Source organism: Collinsella sp. BM28, assembly GCF_054551995.1.
The window spans coordinates 96690-116391 of sequence record NZ_JBTOLJ010000001.1 but is presented as its reverse complement, the minus strand read 5'-3'; the positions used below and the strand labels follow the sequence as shown (position 1 = coordinate 116391).

At 62.1% G+C, this 19702-nt stretch carries 12 protein-coding genes; 3 read left to right on the top strand and 9 right to left on the bottom strand.

Translation table 11 applies throughout. The annotated features are described in order from the left end of the window. Window positions 1–198: 198 nt before the first annotated feature. Window positions 199–1476 carry a metal-dependent hydrolase family protein gene (locus ACX9NZ_RS00510; RefSeq protein ID WP_118652856.1) on the bottom strand — a complete coding sequence of 426 codons (1278 nt, stop codon included), beginning with the start codon at window positions 1474–1476 and terminating at the stop codon, window positions 199–201. A gap of 162 nt (window positions 1477–1638) precedes the next feature. Further along, entirely contained in the window at window positions 1639–3084 is a 1446-nt protein-coding gene (locus tag ACX9NZ_RS00505; protein WP_118652854.1) for an APC family permease, read from the bottom strand. Window positions 3085–3706: 622 nt separating this feature from the next. On the opposite strand from ACX9NZ_RS00505, the gene ACX9NZ_RS00500 reads away from it, so the two are divergent. Beyond that, complete coding sequence (locus ACX9NZ_RS00500) at window positions 3707–4840, top strand: C39 family peptidase (RefSeq protein ID WP_317440547.1); 1134 nt, start codon at window positions 3707–3709, stop codon at window positions 4838–4840. Window positions 4841–5286: 446 nt separating this feature from the next. Here the strand turns inward: ACX9NZ_RS00500 and arcC are convergent, their stop codons facing one another. The 4 genes from arcC to ptcA all read right to left on the bottom strand — a co-directional run bounded on the left by arcC (window position 5287) and on the right by ptcA (window position 10680). Then, window positions 5287–6249, bottom strand: a complete 963-nt coding sequence (gene arcC, locus ACX9NZ_RS00495; protein ID WP_118652852.1) for a carbamate kinase — start codon at window positions 6247–6249, stop codon at window positions 5287–5289. 450 nt (window positions 6250–6699) lie between these two features. Beyond that, window positions 6700–7905: an agmatine deiminase family protein gene (locus tag ACX9NZ_RS00490; RefSeq protein WP_294158362.1), complete on the bottom strand. Its 1206-nt coding sequence runs from the start codon at window positions 7903–7905 to the stop codon at window positions 6700–6702. A 187-nt stretch (window positions 7906–8092) separates the two neighbouring features. Next, window positions 8093–9523 carry an APC family permease gene (locus ACX9NZ_RS00485; protein ID WP_294158364.1) on the bottom strand — a complete coding sequence of 477 codons (1431 nt, stop codon included), beginning with the start codon at window positions 9521–9523 and terminating at the stop codon, window positions 8093–8095. A gap of 77 nt (window positions 9524–9600) precedes the next feature. Beyond that, a complete protein-coding gene (ptcA, locus tag ACX9NZ_RS00480) occupies window positions 9601–10680 on the bottom strand; it encodes a putrescine carbamoyltransferase (RefSeq protein ID WP_302742507.1) in 1080 nt (359 codons plus the stop codon). Between the two features lie 469 nt (window positions 10681–11149). Between ptcA and ACX9NZ_RS00475 the strand changes: the two genes are divergently transcribed. Next, a complete protein-coding gene (locus tag ACX9NZ_RS00475) occupies window positions 11150–12115 on the top strand; it encodes a helix-turn-helix domain-containing protein (RefSeq protein ID WP_407496058.1) in 966 nt (321 codons plus the stop codon). Between the two features lie 549 nt (window positions 12116–12664). On the opposite strand, the gene nifJ is transcribed toward ACX9NZ_RS00475, so the two are convergent. Then, window positions 12665–16207, bottom strand: a complete 3543-nt coding sequence (gene nifJ, locus ACX9NZ_RS00470; RefSeq protein ID WP_118652848.1) for a pyruvate:ferredoxin (flavodoxin) oxidoreductase — start codon at window positions 16205–16207, stop codon at window positions 12665–12667. Window positions 16208–16910: 703 nt separating this feature from the next. On the opposite strand from nifJ, the gene ACX9NZ_RS00465 reads away from it, so the two are divergent. Then, a complete protein-coding gene (locus tag ACX9NZ_RS00465) occupies window positions 16911–17975 on the top strand; it encodes a hypothetical protein (protein WP_294122742.1) in 1065 nt (354 codons plus the stop codon). Window positions 17976–18419: 444 nt separating this feature from the next. Here ACX9NZ_RS00465 and recR read toward each other — a convergent pair whose 3' ends face one another. Together recR and ACX9NZ_RS00455 are read right to left on the bottom strand one after the other, a co-directional pair. Beyond that, complete coding sequence (gene recR / locus ACX9NZ_RS00460) at window positions 18420–19016, bottom strand: recombination mediator RecR (protein WP_302742502.1); 597 nt, start codon at window positions 19014–19016, stop codon at window positions 18420–18422. Between the two features lie 140 nt (window positions 19017–19156). Beyond that, complete coding sequence (locus ACX9NZ_RS00455) at window positions 19157–19483, bottom strand: YbaB/EbfC family nucleoid-associated protein (protein WP_118652842.1); 327 nt, start codon at window positions 19481–19483, stop codon at window positions 19157–19159. Window positions 19484–19702 lie beyond the last annotated feature (219 nt).

Below are 19702 nucleotides of genomic sequence, written 5' to 3'. Positions count from 1 at the left end.
CCCGCGCCATCCACAACACCTCACCATCTTACAAGAGCGGAAGTCCCGAAGCCGGGCGCGCCAACTCCCCCGCTCCACCCGACCCCGCAACGGGGTAAGCGCAGGGGCTCCCCGGTCCTTAGTCTTGCGCGATTTCTGAGCGCAGCGAAGCTGAGCGCAAGACTAAGGACCGGGGAGCCCCGATGGGAGTGACCCCCGTTACTCGGAATACTTATTGCCCTCGCCGAAGGTACCCGGATCGACAATCCAGCCGTCCTTCATGATGACGTCCATGTTGTCGACGTTGAGGGTGTGGATGTCGGCGGCGACGTCGCCGTTCACCACGAGCAGGTCGGCGCACTTGCCGGCCTCGAGGGAACCGGTCTCGTCCTCGATGTGGCACATCTTGGCGCCGTTGAGGGTGGCGCAGGTGATGGTCTCGACCGGGGTGAAGCCGATCTTGTCCACGAACTCGTACATCTCCTCGATGGAGCAGGTGCCGTAAGGAGTGACGAAGGAGAAGGAGTCGGAGCCGATGGTCATCACGACGCCGCGCTTCTTGGCCTCGCGCAGGCAGTCGTAGTTGCGCTGGAGCTCCTTCTCGACGAGGGTGCCCTCGTACTTGTCGTGCAGCTCGGGCACGTAGACCGGCGGATAGGTGGAGTACCAGGTGGGCAGGAAGGCGATCGTCGGGGTGAAGAAAGTGCCCTGCTCGGCCATGAGGTCCATGGTGCGCTCGTCGATGTCGAAGCCGTGGATCAGCTGCTCGCAGCCAAAGCGCACGGAGTCATACGCGGCGGCGTGGTTGTTGTAGCAGTGGCTCCACACCGGAATGCCGACCATCTTGGCCTCATCGATCACGGCCTTGATCTCCTCGGAGCAGTAGTGCTGGTCGCGACCGGAGTCCCAGCGCCAGATGCCGCCGCCGGTAGCCCAGATCTTGATGGCATCGGGGTTCTCGCGCAGGCGACGGCGAACGGCCTTGCGAAGGTCCCACGGACCGTCGACCTGGTCGCCCCAAGGATGGGACTCTTTGTTCTCGAGCTGGCTGCAGTGGTGGGAGTCGCCGTGGCCGGCGGTGCGGCAGAAACCGAGACCGGTGGCGAGGACGCGAGGACCCTTGAAGACGCCCTTCTCGATGCAGTCACGAACCTGGATGCCAAAGCGGCCGATCTCGCACACGGTGGTCAGGCCGTGGGTGAGACAGTCATAGGCCTGCTTGACGGCGACGGCCTGCTTCTCGAGCAGCGGCTGCATGACCCAGTCGGTGTCGTCGTCGGTGAGGTTGCCGGAGAAGTGCAGGTGGGTGTCGATGAGGCCGGGCATGACGGTCTTGCCGGCGGCGTCGATGACCTCGTAGCCCTCAGGGGTGTCCTGGTGGGCGCCAGCGTACTCGATCTTGCCGTTCTCATCGACGAGAACCAGGGAGTTCTCGACCGGCTCGGCGCCGGTACCGTCGATGAGCTTGCCTCCGACGATTGCGTACTTCTTACCCATGATGTTCCTCCTTATTGGAACGATGGATTGGCTATTGGCCCCCGGCCGCGCGGGGTACGTGCACGGCCGGGTGATGCCACAAGAGAGGAGAGGTCGGGCGAATGCCCGGAGGAAAGCGGCGGGTGCGTCGTGTGGGGTCACCCGCCGCTTGCGGGTAGTTCGCTACTTGGCGCGGGCCTTGGTGACGAACATGAGGATGAAACCGACGACCAGCCAACCGATCACGATGGACCACTCGACCATGTCGAGCGATGCCGGGCTGAAGGGCAGGACCAGCAGGCCGATGATGATAGCGCCGGCGAGGATGGCCAGGAAGATACCGAACTTGCCGCCGGGGACCTTGTAGGGACGGGGCAGGTCGGGCTCGGTGTAGCGCATCTTCAGGCACGCGAGGGCGACCATGGTGCAGGAGAGGATGAACGCGAGGGCGGACACGTTGGTCAGCGGGATGAGCATGTTCTTGCCCAGGAACGGACCGACGATGGTGATGACGGCGAGGACCACGCAGGCGAGCTTCGGGGCACCGGACTTCTCATCGACCTCGGCGAACTGCTCGGGCAGCTGGCCCTTGCGGCCCATGGCGAGCATGATGCGGCTCGTGGCGCCGTAGAAGGAGTTCATCGGTCCCATGGGCCCGAGGGTGGCGATGACGAGCATGGCCACGTACAGGATCATGTTGATGTTCTTCAGGCAAGCGAGCGCGGGCACCGGCTGGGAGACGAACTCGTCCCAGGGAAGGATGGTGCCGAAGGAGTAGATGCAGACCATGTAGAAACCACCGGCGGCCAGGAGGGCCAGGGTGATGATCTTGCCGAACTTGTTCCAGTTCAGGCCCTCAGCGGCCTCCTCGGCCTGCTGGGGAATGGTGTCGAAGCCCGCGTAGAAGAACGGGGTCAGGACCAGGACCGAGACGATGCCCGCGAGCAGGTTCGTGGACTCGGTCGCGGCGACGCCGCCGCCGGCGCCGGACACCTGGGAGAAGACGGGCATGGCGTTGCTCGGGGAGCCGGTCACGATGGAGACGCCCATGGCGAGCAGCATGCCGCAGAGCAGGGCCTTGGTGAGGAAGGCCTGGAGCTTGGCCGCGGAGCTGGCACCGCGAAAGTTGAGGAAGACCACGTAGCCTGCGAAGGCGAGCGCGATCAGCGTCGGGAACAGGTACACGTCCGCACCGAGGATGGTGTAGAGCTTGACGGCGCGAAGCCACTCGAGGCCGGGCAGGCTGCCGAACATGTCGGACACGAGCGTGGAGATGGCGATCGCCTCCCACGGGCACAGGATGCCGTTGCCCAGGGCCAGGAACCAACCGGTGATGTAGGATGCCGTGCGACCGAAGGTGCGGTCGACGTACTCCACGATACCGCCGGAAACCGGGATGGCGGCGGTAAGCTCGCCAAACACCGCTCCAATGGGCACCAACGCGATAGCGCCCAAGAGGAATGCGATCATAGCGGGGACCGGGCCGCCGCCGACGACCATCCAGTCGCCGACCTGAAGGACCCAGCCGGTACCGATGATGGCGCCGAAGCCAATGGTGAAGAAGTTCCACAGCGACAGCGTCTTTTTCATGCCGCCCTGTTCGGCGGCAGGAGTGGTGGTGTCCGCCATAGCACGCCTCCTTTCTTTGTTATGGGCCTCTCCGTTCCGGACGGGCCCATCCCTCTGCGCGCGAGGTACACGCGCGCCTTTTCCACGCCTTGGAGGATATTGCCTGCCGTTGCGCGTTTTGCGTGCTTCTCGATTTGCGGAAGCAAGGCGCAGACGAGCGGCCGCGTTTTTGGGACGAGCGGTCGATGATGCAACGGCCAGCGACGAGAGGCGCAGCGGGCGCGCGGTGGGCGTGGCGCATCTGCGCGGGTTACAGGCACGACAGCCGACATCGGCGAGCGCGCGGGCCGCGGCAAGGCGCATCTCAGCAGCGAATCCCTCGTCCCTCCCCTACAGCCATGCGAACAACTCGCAATCCCCTTAATACGATGTGAGGAATCAACGGTTTGAAACGGTTAGTTTGTTTCAAACCGTTGATAAATCACATTACCAAGGCCATTTATGTGAGAAAACCGCGGTTTGAAACTGCCGCCAGATTTCAATTCGGAAATGACTCGCCTTATTAACCCCAGACAAGTGTCGGACAGGCGCATGTGCGCGGCCGGCGCATCCTGCCTGATTATCCACCCTGGAGCTGGTACCATGTGCAGTATTGCCGTGCATACCGTAAGGGGGTGCAGTTGTGGACCAGGGCCATCAAAATGATGCGTCTCGGCGATCCGTTCGCCTTGCCGGCCAGCGAGAAGTGCCGCTCGGCGTGAACGAGCGTCGACGTCAGGCAGACTCGAGTATCAGCGGTGCGCCCCAGCGAGAATATCTTGAGCAACCTCGCAATGGCAGAGTCCCCCATCCGCAACGCGGCGCATTTCGCGGCGCGGGCCCTGGTGCCGCCCGCAACTCCAATCTCGGCGTCCCCCGCAGCTCCAGCTTCGGCTCCACCCGCAACCCCAACTTCGGCGCCGCCCGTGGCTCTGGGCTCAGCGGGAAACGCGGCCGCTCGCATGGCTACGTTGACGGAAGCCGCAGACAGCCCGTCTTCAAATCATCACGCGGCTCGTATCCCCATCTGCGCTCGAATCGCATCTTCGCCCGCGCAACCTGGATCGATCGCCTTCTGCAGCCGCGCGTAATCGTGGCGGTTCTCGCGCTCGTGCTTGTTGGCGGCGGAGGGCTGGCCATCTACTCGTCCGCACAGCAGCGCGCAGCGGAAGAAGCCGCGCAAGCAGAGGCAGCCGCCGAGAAAAAACGGCTCGCCAACCAAGCGGTCAACCCCAACAAGTTAGGCGTCGGCGCCTATGCCGTCTCCACTCCCCGCTCGGAATGGACGCAGGGCACCATGCCGCACCTGTACCAAACTGATCCCGCTTGGGCAAACAAGTCTTACGCTGGTGGAACGGTGCGCGCCAACGCATGCGGCCCCACATCTCTGACCATGGTCTACATCTACCTAACCGGACGAACTGACCTCGATCCCGGCGCCATGGCGGCGTTTGCCGACGAGAACAATTTCGCCCCAACCGGCGCCACGGAGTGGTCCTTCATGACTGAAGGTGCCTCGATGCTCGGCATCAACTCGGCATACATCAACCCCTCGCGCCGGGACATCACCAACGCCTTGGCAAACGGGCGTCCCGTCATCTGCAGCGTCAGTCCGGGCGACTTCACCACCGTGGGTCACTACATCGTGCTGCGCAGCATCGACGACCGCGGCATGGTCGAGGTCTTCGACCCCAACAGCCCCTACAACTCCGCACGACGTTGGGGCATCCAGGAGATCCTCAACCAAACCCAAGCGTGCTGGTCATTTTGGGTGTAATCCCCCCACCCTCTCGTTGCGTCATCCAGTCAGCACCCTTCCACAAACATACAAGTGCCTATGGCCGCACGAGATTGACTATGTCTCTCACGAGATTGCCTATGGCAATCTGCCGGTTCAGAGGCCCAAGCGGCTGACAACCATAGGCAATTTCAGGGTAGTCATAGGCAATTTCAAGGCGCCCACAGCCAATGTGTGGCGACACGTGCAAAGGACGCCCCGGGGCAGTTTTCCGGGACGTCCAAAGGAGAGGAAGGCTATGTAGGAGGCCGACCCGGCATCCGTCGTCGTGTTAGGCGGACGCAAGCGGTTTGACCAGCAGGGAGACAAGCCAGGGAATGCCGCGCCCGAGGCTTGGCGCTCGAGCGCGGCGAGCGAAAACGCAAAGCGATAGCTCATCGGAATTCCAGATGCCGGACATCGTCCGACACGCTGAATACCGATATCTAGCCCGTGATGCGCGTGCCGGAGAGACCGGCCATGGTCTCGGCGGCCTTGTCGAGGGCACCGATGATGCAGGTGCGGCCCTTGCGGGAGCGCGCGAACTTGATGGCGGCGCGGACCTTGGGCTCCATGGAGCCCTTGCCGAACTGACCCTCATCGGCCAGGCGCTCGGCCTCGTCGGCGGTGAGCTCCTCGAGCTCCTCCTGGTTGGGCTTGCCAAAGTTGATGGCGACGTGCTCGACGGCGGTCAGCAGGAACAGAACGTCGGCGGAGCAGTCCTCGGCGAGGAGCTCGCCGCCCATGTCCTTGTCGATGACGGCGGCAACGCCCTTGTAGCAGCCCTTGTTGTTGTAGTCGCGGACGACGGGAATGCCGCCGCCACCGCAGGCGATGACGATGAACTCGTTGTCGAGGAGGTTGAGGATGGAGTCGGCCTCGACGATCTTCTTGGGCTCCGGGGAAGCCACAACGCGACGCCAGCCGCGGCCGGAGTCCTCAACGAACGTCATGTCCGGATTCTCCGCCATGATCTCCTTGGCCTGCTCCTCGGTGTAGAAGGGGCCGATCGGCTTGGTCGGGTTGACGAACGCGGGATCGTCGGGATCGCACTCGATCTGGGTGACGACGGTGGCGGCGTGCCAACGCTTATAGCGCTTGTGCATCTCGCGGCCGATGCCCTGCTGCAGGTGGTAGCCGATGTAGCCCTGAGACATGGCGCCGCACTCGGGCAGGTCCATGGAGGGGGTGCCGATGGCGTCGTGCGCGGCGGCGAAGGCGTTCTGGATCATGCCAACCTGCGGGCCGTTGCCGTGGGTGATGATGATCTCATTGCCCTGCTCGATGAGGCCCAAAAGGGCGTGGGCGGCGTGGTTGACCTTCTCGATCTGCTCGGCGGGAGTGTCGCCAAGGGCGTTGCCACCAAGAGCCACGACAATGCGGTCGGGCTTGCCGTAAGGCTTGGACATAACTGCCTCTTTTCTAACGTAGGGCGCCGGTTCTAATATTCACCAGCAGGCTTACTTTATGCAATATACCCTCAATGTGCCACTGAAAGGACCTTTGTTTTTAGTTGTCTTGGTGAACGGACGATTATTGGCGATAAGCGTTAATAACGAGCTTATAGGCATAATCTCATCACATTGACCAAATGTCAGGCCCTTGCGCCTCTTGTATATCAATCCTGCAGATTTAGCTTGTCTATGCATTTCTATACAAGAATGAACAAGAATATGCGCACCTGTTATCACAGTGGAGCAAACGGGGCACCCGCACACGAGATTGGGCGCCCCCGCAAGAGATGTGGCCGCCCGGCTTGGAGACGGGGCCGGGCGGCCTTCGGGAGATGACGAAGGGAAGCACATGGTGAACGGGGCGCTTCCGCTCCGCGGAAAAGCGTGATCAGGCGGAGCGGCCCATTACGCAGAGGGCTCCTGCTGCGTGATGCAGTGGATGTTGCCGCCACCGTAGACGACCTGCTCGGACTGGACGCCGACGCACTTATAGACGCCCTCGCCCCAAACCTCGTCGTAGATCTTCTGGAGGGTCTCGACGGCCAGGGCGTCGTTCTCATCGCCGTACTGCGGAACGATGACGCCGTGATTGGTCACGAGGTAGTTCATGTAGGAGGCGATCAGCGGCTCGTCGGCGACGCGCGGCTCGGCGTTCTCGTCGGCGTCGATGGTGTCGCAGGAGGCCTGGTCCATGAACAGCGGGTTGACGGGCATGGGGAGCTTGTAGACTTTCATCTTGCGGCCCTTGGCGTCGACCGCGTTGGAGAGGGTCTCGTAGGCGGCGTGGCACTGCTCATAGAAGGGGTACTCGGGATCGTCGGTCCAGATGCAGGCCATGACGCCCGGGGCGATGAACGTGGCGACGTCATCGATGTGGCCGTTGGTCTCCTCGGGGTCGATGCCCTCCTTGACCCAGATGACCTTCTCGACGCCGAGGTAATCCTTGAGGTGCTCGTCCATGTAGGCGCGAAGCTCCTCGCTCCAGGGCTCGAACTTCTTCTTGAACTTGGGCCAGATTGACTCGGGGTCCTCTTCCTCCTCGAGCACCGCGGAGCAGGTGCGGCCGGGGGACAGCAGACACTGGTCGGTCACGACGAGGGTGCCCTCGCCGTCGACGGTGATGGAGCCGCCCTCGAGGATCATGTCGTCGGGGCGATAGCGACGGCAGCCGGAGAGCTCGGCCATCTTGAGGGCGATCTGTTCGTCCTTGTCCCACGGGAAGTACAGGCCGTCGATGAGGCCGCCGTAGGCGTTGAAGTGCCAATGACAGGCGCGCTTCTCACCTTTGCCGTCGATGACGTAGGTGGCGGCGGTGTCGCGGAACCAGGCGTCGTCGGTGGTCATCTCGATGACGGTGACGTTCTCGTCGTCCTCGAAGACGGCCTTGCAGTTGGCGTAGTCGGCCTGGTTGGCGCACATGGTGACCGGGGTGAACTCGGCGATGGCGCGGGCGATGGCGGCGTACTGTCTCTGGGCGGGTTTGGCGCCGTGGGCCCAGGTGTCGGTGCGGTGGGGCCAGCCCATCCACACGCGGTCCTGCGGAGCGAACTCCGCCGGCATGAAGAAGCCATCGGCCGCAGGCGTGGAGTCGGATTCGTAGATCGTACGCATTGTGAACCTCCATATTCGTACAACCTTGTGCGCGAGGCGGGTCACCCCGCGCGAAACTACCTGTATAGGTGGGGTGCCCTAGTCCTCTTTTCTCCGAGGAGGCTAGAGCGCCTCATGTTGGGAGCGACAAGCTCGACGAAGCGCACTACGGTACGCGAGGAGAGTTGGAGCCCCAAGATGAGGCGCTTTAGTTCTCCTCGGCCTCCTCGGCGAGGCGCTGGGCGGCTAGCTCCGGGGTCAGGCCCCTGTACTCGACCTCACGGCCCTTGGAGGAGACGACGCGGAAGATCTCGCCGACACCCAGCAGGACGAGGAAGATGATCAGCATCGGGATCTTGCTCTCGAACTCGGCGGCGCTGAGCGGCACGATGGTCGCGACGATGGCCAGGATGAGCTCGATGCAGGGGACGGCGATGGCGATCTTCATCATGGCGCCCTTGAAGGGGAAGCTGAAGACGCGCTCGCGGTTCGGGTCGACACGGCGCAGCTTGAGGAAGGCCGGGAACATCGGGATGTAGGTGAGCAGCAGGAACACGACGGAGGTGCCGAAGAGCATCCAGAAGATTCCCTCGGAGATCGCCGGGATCGGGACGAGCTGCAGGCACAGGACGAGGGAGGCCACGATGGCATTGACGAGGTTGGCGCCATTGGGCATGTCGTCCTTGGAGATCATGGACGCAAAGATCTTGGGCATGTTGCCGTGCTCCGCGGCATAGCGGGCGACGGAGTTGACGCCGAAGGACCAGGCGGCCATGTTGGCGAACAGGGTGACGAGGAAGGCGATGCAGATGATCTTGAAGATCGGGGAGTCGCCGACCATCGTCTGCAGCGCGTAGATCATGCCGTAGTCGGGGTCGATCTGGCTGGCCGGGACCGCCGCACCGATACCGAAGCCGGCGAAGAGGTAGATGGCCGCGATGGACAGGCCGCCGACGATGATCGCCTTGGGGATGTCCTTCTTGGGATCGGCCATGTCATCGGTCATGGTGCAGATGACCTCGAAGCCCATGAAGTTGAAAATGATCACGGACAGGTAGCTGAGCGCGTTGGCGTTGGTGAGCTCGGGCAGGAAGGTATGCGGGCTCATGTCGGAGGCGAAACCGTTCTCCATGGCGTACCAGATGCCCAGGGCGCCCACGGCGACCGCGACGGCGACCTTGATGATGGCGCCGCCGTTCAAGACCCACTCGGAGTCGGCGACCTTGGAGCGGCCCATCAGATAGACCAGCCATACGAAGCCGAGGTCGATTGCGATCTTGGCGACCAGAGAGAACTCGACGTGGAACACCATGCCCAAGATGTCGGGGAACATGGTCGCCAGGGAGGCGATCCAGAAGGGATAGTTGATCCAGTAGTAGTACGAGATACGGGCGCCCCATTTGTCGCCCAGGCCCTCGCGCACCCAGTCGTAGATGCCGCCCTCACCGTCGTAGGTGGTTCCCAGCTCGGCGACGATCATGCCGTAGGGCAGCAGGAAGGTGATGACCAAAAAGATCCACCAAAAGAACTGCTGGTTGCCGATGGCGGCCGCGGGGGCGGCGGCCTCGCAGACGAAGACGACGCAGATGACGGTGGCGATAACGGTCAAAAAGGAGAGCTTCTTCTTTGATTCGCTCATTGGTATTCCTTTAGCTCAGTCAATGATAGGCAGGCGGGCGGCAGGAGACGAGCATCCGCCGCCCGCAAAGAGAGGACTTAGGCCTGCAGCTCGCAGATCTTGTCGAGGGCGGCGTGCAGCTCGGCCTTGGCGGAGTACTCGACGTCATCGTCATTGAGCGGGGTGCGGGCGCCGAGCGTGGCGAGCAGGGCGCGGATGGAGTGCTTGCGGTTCTCGGCCTCAACCCAGCACAGGGAGCGCTCGGGGTCGTCCATGACCTCGTCGGTGACCTCCTCGTTGCGGGTGGCCGGCAGGCAGTGCATGAACTTGGAGTTCGGGCCGGCGAAGTTCATCATGTCCATGGTGACCTGGTACTTGGGGTAGAAGACGTCCATGTAGTTCTCGCCCTCGACCTCCTCGTCGTACAGGCCGTACCACACGTCGGTGTAGATGAAGTCGGCGCCCTTGATGCACTCGATGTCATCGGAGATCACGATGGAGCCACCGGAGACCTTGCAGTTCTCCTCGCCGATCTCCATGAGCTTCTTGCCGAACTCGGCGCGCTCCTCCTCGGTGCCCACGTGCAGGGCGCCGTCGCAGATCTGGTGACCCTTGGGCCCGAACTGCACGAACTTCATGCCGATCTTGGAGCAGATGAACATGAGGGAGAGGCAGACCTGGGTGGCGTCGCCGATGAAGGCGAGGGTACAGTCCTCGATCTTCTTGCCCTCGGGCAGGTTCTCGAGCATGGTCATGAGGTCGCCCATCTCCTGCGTGGGGTGGTTGAACTCGGACATGCCGTTGATGACGGGCACCGCGGAGCCCTCGGCGAGGCCGACGACGTCCTTGTGGCGGTCCACGCGGGCCATCATGATGTCGAGCAGCGAGCCCATGACGCGGGCGGTGTCGCCCAGGGACTCATGGCCACCGAGCTGGATGGAGCCCGGGCCGTAGAACTGGGCGTGACCGCCGAGGTCGGTCATAGCCGTCTCGAAGGAGAGACGGGTGCGGGTGGACACCTGCTGGAAGATCATGCCGAGGGTCTTGTTGCGGAGCAGGTGGGGATAGTAGCCGTCGACCTTGATGGCCTTCTTCATAGCGAGGCCGAGGTCCTCGATCGCCAGGATCTGCTCCTTGGTGAACTCATTGGTGTCGATAAAGTCCTTGGGCATAGCCATTGCTCGTCCTCTCCGCCGTCCGCCGTCTTGGCGCCGACTTTGCTACGCGGGGCATCTTGCGCGCCCCGCCTCGTTCCGTGACTTCATCTTTGGACGAGCTTGTGCGATTGGCGAGTTTATTCGAGTTGATATGCCGCTCGGGGAATTAAACCGGCTCCAACTCCGGTTGAGGACGGTCATCCCGCCAGCATCCGACGACCCGATCCCCTCGCCGACGGAGTCTCGTGGCACCGTTCGCCGAATCCGCGAACGGCTCCCTGAACGGTCGACGCCTCGCACGGCGAATCTTGGACGTGGGGCCCGCGATCACTTTTTGATGCATGTTTTGCCGCTCACTGGGCCATTTCAACCGCATAAGAGAATAAACCCCAATAAACCGCAGGTAGAAGAGCCGCAGGTCGGACGGCTAAACTTGCTCTTTCCCGTTTGGGTAGTATGTATACTGGCCAAGATTTGGGAGGGACTGAGTATGAACAGCCTGTTTTTCTTCTACACGATTGCGATGCTCACCCTGTGCATCGTCACTGCCGTGTTCTCGTTTGCCGCGTTGGCGTCAACGCGCCGGCGGCTGTTCTTCTTTAGCACCGGTGCCTTCGTCTGCTGCGCGATCGAGCTGACCGAGATCTTCTTCCACGAGTACATCTCTCAGAACCAGCCGTTCCCCATGGACGAGTACTACGCCATCTCGATGCCCGTGCTTCGCACCGCTGTGAGCATCATCCTCAATGCGTTCGTTTGGCTTCTCATCCTCAACGTGCTCGACAAGCACTCCAAGCGTTTGTTCGCATGGCCGGTCATCATGCTCTCAATAGCGAACCTCGTGGTCATATTCCTCATGCCCGAGGGTCCCGTACGCCAATGGCTGTACTACACGCTGCGGCAGGCGTTCTCCTTTGGAACCCTGCTCTATGCCATTTGGAGCTATAAGCACGAGGCCTCCCCCGAACTCAAAGCACAGCTCGCTAAGTTCCGCAAGCCGCTGCGAGTCGTCCTCACGCTTGTCGGCCTTATCATCCTTGAGGACACGCTCGTCATCCTCGTCATGCCGCCGAGCGACGGCGAGACCTGGCTGCCGCTGTACCTCTCCGAGCGCAACTTCACGGAGAACGTGCTGCTCGTCTTCGCGGCCCTTCTGCTGCTGCGCCACATCTACCACGTGCTCTCCATCCGCATCCAGGAGGCCCCCGAAATCGAGAACGTCCCCGACATCGAGCGCCACATCGACACCATCATGCCGAGGTACCGCATGGAGCACGGGCTGTCCGAGCGGGAGGCCGAGGTCCTGAGCCTCGTCGTCATGAAGAAGACCAACCAGGAGATCGCCGACGAGCTCGTGCTCGCCGTGGGAACCATCAAGTCCCACGTGCACAACCTCGTCAAGAAGACCGGCACCAAAAACCGCGAGGACCTCATCGTCGACTTCTGGCAGAGCTAAGGTGTGAAACTAGATACCCACCACAACCAGCAGGTTTACGCTTTTACATCACGTTTTTGTCGTTTTTTCTTGCGTTTTCCATCTCGATTATGGTCGAATTACTACGCTTTTCCATCAGGCACCTCGCCATGCGCAGCATCCTGTTCGACACGCGTTTGGGCATTTCAAGTTATGGCCCGCCTCCACTCGGCTGCCTCGAGAGTTAACTCTCGAGGCGGCAATCCGGACAAAACGACAAAAACCCGCCGCGAGAGTTAACTCTCGCGGAACTCGCCTTTTCCGTGGCAACGCCGAGACTTCATTTCTCGTGACTTGCGCTTCGCTGCAAGTACTTCATACCAAGCGCCTCATGCCAAGCACCCCCGCACCATGCACTTCGCACCTCAGATTAGCACCCGTCCCTTTCTCGAGGTGATGACTTGTATCGCGCATTTCCATCACGCTGGGAACTGTGTTTTCCAACGCCCATGCAAACGCCCCCGCCGGAAATGAATCCGACGGGGGCGCATCAGGCGCTATGCGCTGCGGCTTACAGCCCGTTTTAGGCGACTACTCGTTGTAGAGCGTCTTGAGCTTGACCAGATGCTGGTAGCGATCCATGGCAGCGGCCTCGTTCTCGGCAAACAGCTCCTCGGCACGCTCCGGGAAGGAACGCGTCAGGCTGGCGTAGCGCGCCTCGTTCATGAGGAAGTCGCGATAACCGCCAGCCGGCTCCTTGGAGTCGAGGGCGAACTTCTTGCCCTCGGGGGCAGCCGGGTTGTAGCGGAAGAGGTTCCAGTAACCGCAATCCACGGCCTTCTTCATCTCGGCCTGGCAGTTCTGCATGCCGCCCTTCTTGATGGAGTGCATCTCGCAGGGGCTGTAGCCGATGATGATGGACGGGCCGTCGTAGGCCTCGGCCTCGTGGATGGCCTTGAGGGTCTGGGCCGGGTTGGCGCCCATGGCGACCTGCGCCACGTACACGTAGCCGTAGCTCATCGCGATCTCGGCGAGGCTCTTCTTCTTGATGTTCTTGCCCGCGGCGGCGAACTGGGCGACCTGGCCCAGGTTAGAGGCCTTGGAGGCTTGGCCGCCGGTGTTGGAGTACACCTCGGTGTCGAACACGAAGACGTTGACGTTGTTGCCAGAGGCGAGGACATGATCCAGGCCGCCGAAGCCGATGTCGTAGGCCCAGCCGTCGCCGCCGAAGATCCAGAAGGACTTCTTGGTGAGGTACGCCTTGTCGGCCAGGATCTCCTTGGCCTTGTCGCAATCGGACTTCTCGCACTCGGCGATCAGCGCGGCAGCGGTGGTCTTGGAGCCCTCAACATCGTTGCGAGCGTCCATCCAAGCCTGGGCGGCGGCCTTCAGCTCATCGGAAGCCTTGTCGCAGCCGAACATCTCCTCGCACGCGGCGACGAGCTTGCCCTGGACGGCCTTGTAGCCGAGCTCGAGACCGAGACCATGCTCGGCGTTGTCCTCGAACAGGGAGTTGTTCCAAGCCGGGCCGTGACCGTTCGCATCGGTGCAGAACGGGGAGGTCGCGGCGGGGTTGCCCCAAATGGAGGAGCAGCCGGTGGCGTTGGAGATGAACATGCGGTCGCCGCAGACCTGGGTCACCAGGCGGGCGTACGCGGTCTCGGCGCAGCCGGCGCAGGAGCCGGAGAACTCAAGCAGGGGCTGCTTGAACTGGCTGGACTTGACGTTGTTGCCCACGAGCTCGGGCTTCTCGGCGACGTTGGCCACGCAGTAGTCGAAGGTCTTCTGCTCGACGAGCTCGCCCTCGGCGGGAACCATGGTGAGCGCGTCCTTGGGGCAGACCTTGGCGCAGTTGGTGCAGCCCATGCAGTCGAGCGGGCTGACGGCGATGGCGAACTTGTAACCGGTGTCCTTGGGGATCTTCACATCCAGCATGCGCATGGTCTCGGGGGCCTCGGCGACCTCGTCCGCGTTGAGCGCGAACGGACGGATGGTGGCATGCGGACACACGTAGGCGCACTGGTTGCACTGGATGCACTTGGTCTCGTCCCAATGCGGGACCATAACGGCGACGCCGCGCTTCTCGTATGCGGAGGCGCCCAGCTCGAACTGGCCGTCGGCGCAATCCTTGAAGGCGGAGACGGTCAGGGAGTCGCCGTCCATGCGGGCGATGGGCTCCATGAGCTCCTTGACCTGCTTGGCGATTGCCGTCTTCTCGGCATCGGTGAGGACCTCGGCAGGAGCCTCGTCGGTGGCGTCGGCCCAGTCGGCGGGAACATCGAACTTCACGAACGCGGTCGCGCCGGCGTCGATGGCCTTGTGGTTGGCGTCGACGATAGCCTGGCCCTTCTTAGCGTAGGACTTGGTGGCGGCGTCCTTCATGTACTGGAGCGCCTCCTCCTGCGGCAGAACGCCGGCCAGCGCGAAGAACGCGGACTGAAGCACGGTGTTGGTGCGCTTGCCCATGCCCACCTTGGCGGCCAGGTCGATGGCGTCGATCAGGTAGACGTTGATGTTGTTCTTGGCGATGTAGCGCTTGGCATTCGCCGGCATATGGGAGGCGAACTCCTCGGGCGTCCACTGGCAGTTGACCAGGAAGGTGCCGCCGGGCTTGACGTCGCGGACCATCTTGAAGCCCTTGATGATGTAGCTCGGGTTGTGGCAAGCCACAAAGTCGGCCTTGGTCACGTAGTACGGGGAACGGATCGGGGAATCGCCAAAACGCAGGTGCGAAATGGTGACGCCACCGGTCTTCTTGGAGTCGTACTGGAAGTAGGCCTGGACGTACTTGTCCGTGTGGTCGCCGATGATCTTGATCGAGTTCTTGTTGGCGCCAACGGTGCCGTCGCCGCCAAGGCCCCAGAACTTGCACTCGATGGTGCCCTCAGCCGCCGTGTTGGGGGCATCCGGGTCCATGGGCAGAGACAGGTGGGTAAGATCGTCCTCGATGCCGATGGTGAACTCGCGCTTGGGCGTATCGGACTTGAGGTCCTCGAACACGGCGAAGGCAGCCGCCGGCGGCTCGTCCTTGGAACCGAGGCCGTAACGGCCGCCGGTCACCACGAGGTCGGAGCGGCCCGCCTCGTACAGCGCGGAGACGACGTCCTGGTAGAGCGGCTCGCCAATGGAGCCGGGTTCCTTGGTGCGGTCGAGCACGGCGATCTTCTTGACGGTCGCGGGCAGGGCGGCCACGAAGTCCTCAACGGACCACGGACGGTACAGACGAACCTTGACCAGGCCGACCTTCTCACCGTGGGCGTTCAGGTAATCGATGACTTCCTCGAGGGTGTCGCAGAAGGAACCCATGCAGACGACCACGCGGTCGGCGTCGTCGGCGCCGTAGTAGTCGAACAGATGGTAGCTGGTACCGAGCTTGGCGTTCACCTTGTCCATGTAGGACTGGACGATGGCCGGCAGCGCGTTGTAGGTGCCGTTGCAGGCCTCGCGGTGCTGGAAGAAGATATCGCCGTTCTCATGGGAGCCGCGAGCGGTGGGGTGCTCCGGGTTGAGTGCGTGATCGCGGAAGGCCTGAACGGCCTCCATGTCGCACATGTCCTTGAGGTCCTCGTAATCCCACACGGCGACCTTCTGGATCTCATGCGAGGTGCGGAAGCCATCGAAGAAGTTGAGGAACGGCGTCTTGCCGGTGAGAGCGGCAAGGTGGGCGACGGGCGAAAGGTCCATGACCTCCTGGACGTTGCCCTCGGCGAGCATGGCAAAGCCGGTTTGGCGGCAGGCCATGACGTCGGAGTGATCGCCGAAGATGTTGAGCGCGTGGGTGGCGACGGTACGGGCCGAAACGTGGAAGACGCTCGGCAGGCCCTCACCCGCGATCTTGTACATGTTCGGGATCATGAGCAGGAGACCCTGGGACGCCGTGTAGGTGGTGGTGAGGGCACCAGCTCCCAGAGAACCATGGACGGCGCCGGCAGCGCCAGCCTCAGACTCCATCTCAACCACGTTCACGGGCGTACCGAAGATGTTCTTCATGCCCTGAGCCGCCCACTGGTCGACATGGTCGGCCATGGGGCTGGACGGCGTGATCGGGTAAATACCCGCCACTTCGGTGTACGCGTACGAAACGTACGCGGCGGCCTCGTTGCCGTCCATAGACTTGAACTTACGATCTGCCATATACCCCTCTCCTCTCGACTAGGTATATAAGGCGCCGGGAGTCACTGCGACTCCCGGTATGCTCGCATGGCGGACGGAACCGAGCAGCTGCCTCGGAAGATCGCACCATGCACTCGCGCGGCATGACATATCGCCACGCGGGATGCGCATGTAGGACCATTGTACCCCCGATTATGAGTCCTAAAAGCACAATCTAGTTGAGTCGGCGAACGTATGTTTTCGCAGGTAGATATACTGGACTACGCAGCATCTCATCAATGATGAACCTCGTGCCATCGACACCGGCTTGCTCAATGTGCCGCCCTCGCGGTCGTACTCCACCATCATCGTCCGCCGCGTTCTGTTGCCGGCATGTGCCGCCACCCTACCTCGACGGCACCTCCGCACGCCCTTGCGCGCTTCGGCCCAAAGGCCAGCGTTACCGCGCGAACGACCACGCCCCACAATCATCCCCAAGCACTGCCGCCGCTCCGGACAGCGCGCTCCCTGATCTGTCTGGGCTCGCACTCGCGCATCTTTCGGCGATTAATGCCGACGACTAATTCCGGTGATTCACCTAAGTACGTTCAATTTGGCCAATGCCTCGAGAACAGAAGCAGATAATTTGTCAAAACCCCAGATAGAGAGCTCATTCATTCTGGGTATATCCAATCCAACCACATTATTGAACGTACTTGAATGCAAGCTGGGAGGGAACCGACTGATGGACCAGATATTGAGCGGGCCAACCGCCTTTGCGCTGCATCGCATTCCGCCGCAATACCGCGCCCTGCTGCCCAGCGTCCCCTTCATTGGCGCACCTGCATGCTGGCGCACCGTCCTCAAAGAATCCTTGTTCCGGACTTTAATCCAGCCACCGCTCTACTGCCTGCGTCAAACACGATCCGCCTGTTCCGGCGCAAAGAACCTCAAAGACCAGCTCTGGCTTGGCGATCTCCCCTTTGGGGCAATCGAGAACTACGGCTCTGACCTCCAAGTCACCTCGCCCCTCATGACCCTTCTGACACTCGCCCGCATTCCGCATGTTTCCGATGTGCGTCTCCTCATGGCAATGTATGAGCTGTGCGGTACGTTTTCGCTTTTCGCACCCACCGAGGAGTTGTGCGCCGCACTCGAAACGGCACGCTCGGCGGGCGCACGTTTCTTCGAAGAATGGCGGCCCGTTAAGAAAGCCGACGGCAGGCCAAGCGGACTCTGGAGCCGCAGGCCTCTTGTTGCAATCGAGGAGCTCTCCTCCTTTGCCAACGAAGTGCGCACGTATCGTTGCGGAGCGCGCTTCGCTCGCTGCGCCAAGCTGGTCACCGGAATATGCGCGTCTCCCTTTGAGGTGCAAGCCACTATGTTACTTTCGCTGCCGCCAAAACTCGGAGGCCAAGGGTTCAAGGGGCTCGAGAACAACAAGGAAATTAAGCTCACTAGCGACGCACGTCTCCTCTCGGGACGAGTCCGCTGCTGTTACGGAGACCTCTTTTTCGAAAACACCACCTCGGGGCGTCCGCTGGATATTGAGTGTCAAAGTGGTCTGGTCCATGACCGATACGAGTCCTTCATCTCGGATTCGGACAGAATGGCCGCATTGCAAACCATGGGGATCGAAGTCCTGCCCCTTACCTATGACCAGCTCTTCAATCCAGAGAAGTACCACGCCGTCTGCGCCCATATTGCCCATTTGCTGGGCACCAAGCCCCCGGTTCTGGATGCCCGCATGCACCAGATGGAAACCAACCTGCGATACCGCCTATTCACCAGCTGGAATACGCCCTTTTAGCATGGCCGCGCCAAGCATCGATCGGGGCGGGCATGGCCAGGTGCCTGCACGAAAAACTGCACCCGTCAAGCAGACCCTGCACGTGAAATCTCGAGGACTTTCGTATCGCTTGCTGCTAAGTACGTTCAATTTGGCTGTCACCGGAACTCGGCCCGTTTAAGGCGACACCTCTACCTGCGCTTTTGATAGGCCACACTCATTCCGTACTCAGGGTAAGCCAAAAATTGAACGTACTTGGAACATCGAAGCGCCGCAAAGCCGCCCGGCACCGCAGATCGACACCGTATCCACGCCAAAGCGCGGGCGCACGTATAGCGGGTTTTTGGATGGATGCCCGCAGATTGGACTTCCAGAAAGTCGTCTTGGCGTGTGCGGCGTGCGCATCCGGACATTTTGTGCCTCCCAATGCCCGACTCCCTGCACGCGACAACGATTAGCCCACTTCTACAACGCCCGGCGGGCCTCGATAGCGCGGCCCAAGGTGAGCTCGTCGGCGTACTCGAGGTCGCCGCCCACGGGCAAGCCGCTGGCCAGGCGCGTGACGGTGATCCCCAGCGGCTTGATGGTGCGCGCGAGGTAGCTCGCCGTGGTCTCGCCCTCGATGTTGGGGTTCGTGGCGATGATGACCTCTCCGATGTCCTCACTCCCCAGGCGAGCGAGGAGCTCGCGCACATGCAGCTGCTCGGGGCCGATCTTGTCCATGGGGCTAATCACACCGCCGAGCACGTGGTAGAGGCCGCGGTAGCTGCCCGTCCGCTCGATGGCGGTCACGTCGCGGGGCTCGCCCACCACGCAGATCCGGTCGCGTTCACGGGACATGTCCTCGCAGATGGCGCACTCGTCGTCGGTAGCGTAATTGAAGCACCGACTGCAAAAATGCACTTCGCTCTTGACCATGAGGATGGCATCGGCCAGGCGGCGCGCCTCCTCGGCGTCGGCTTCGAGCAGATGGTAGGCGATGCGCTGGGCACTTTTGGGGCCAATACCCGGCAGGCGTCCCAGCTCGTCAAGGAGTATTTGAAGACTGCGATCGGCACTCATGCTTCAATCCAAAATCGTTCCACAGCGGCATGCGTCCGGAGCGTGCATCTTGGGGACGGACTCCAATTTGCACAAAGAGAGCCGCGTGCATTTTGGGGACGGACTCCAAAATGCACGCTCTGCCTCAAGTTCAACAGATGCTAAAAAGGCATGCCGGGCATGCCTGTGCCCATGCCGCCGGTGGCGGCGCTCATACGCTTGTTGGCGATCTCGGCCACGCCGCGGTAGGCCTCGTTCACGGCCGCCACGATCATGTCCTGGAGCATGTCAACGTCCTCGGGATCGAGAGCGTCGGGGTCGATGGTGACGGACTGGAGCTGCATGTTGCCGTCCACGGTCACCTTGACCATGCCGCCGCCGGCGCTGGCGTCAACGGTGACCTCGTTCATGCTCTCCTGGGCCTCGGCGAGCTTCTTCTGCATCTGCTGGGCCTGCTTCATGAGCTGCTGCATGTTGATTCCGGCCATGGGCTCTCCTTACTCAAGCCTCCTGCGATTCCCGCAGGCGAATAGTCCAAGGGCATGGTACCACGGGGAGCCGCACATGCCGCCGCGGGAGGCGGCCGTAGGCGCGGCCACAAACGCGGTCACGGTCTCTGCCGCGATCACGCCTGCGGCCCCGCTGCCGCGGCCTCGGCCGCAGCTGCGGTCTCGGCCTCTACCCCAGCCTCGGTCTCGGCCACAGCT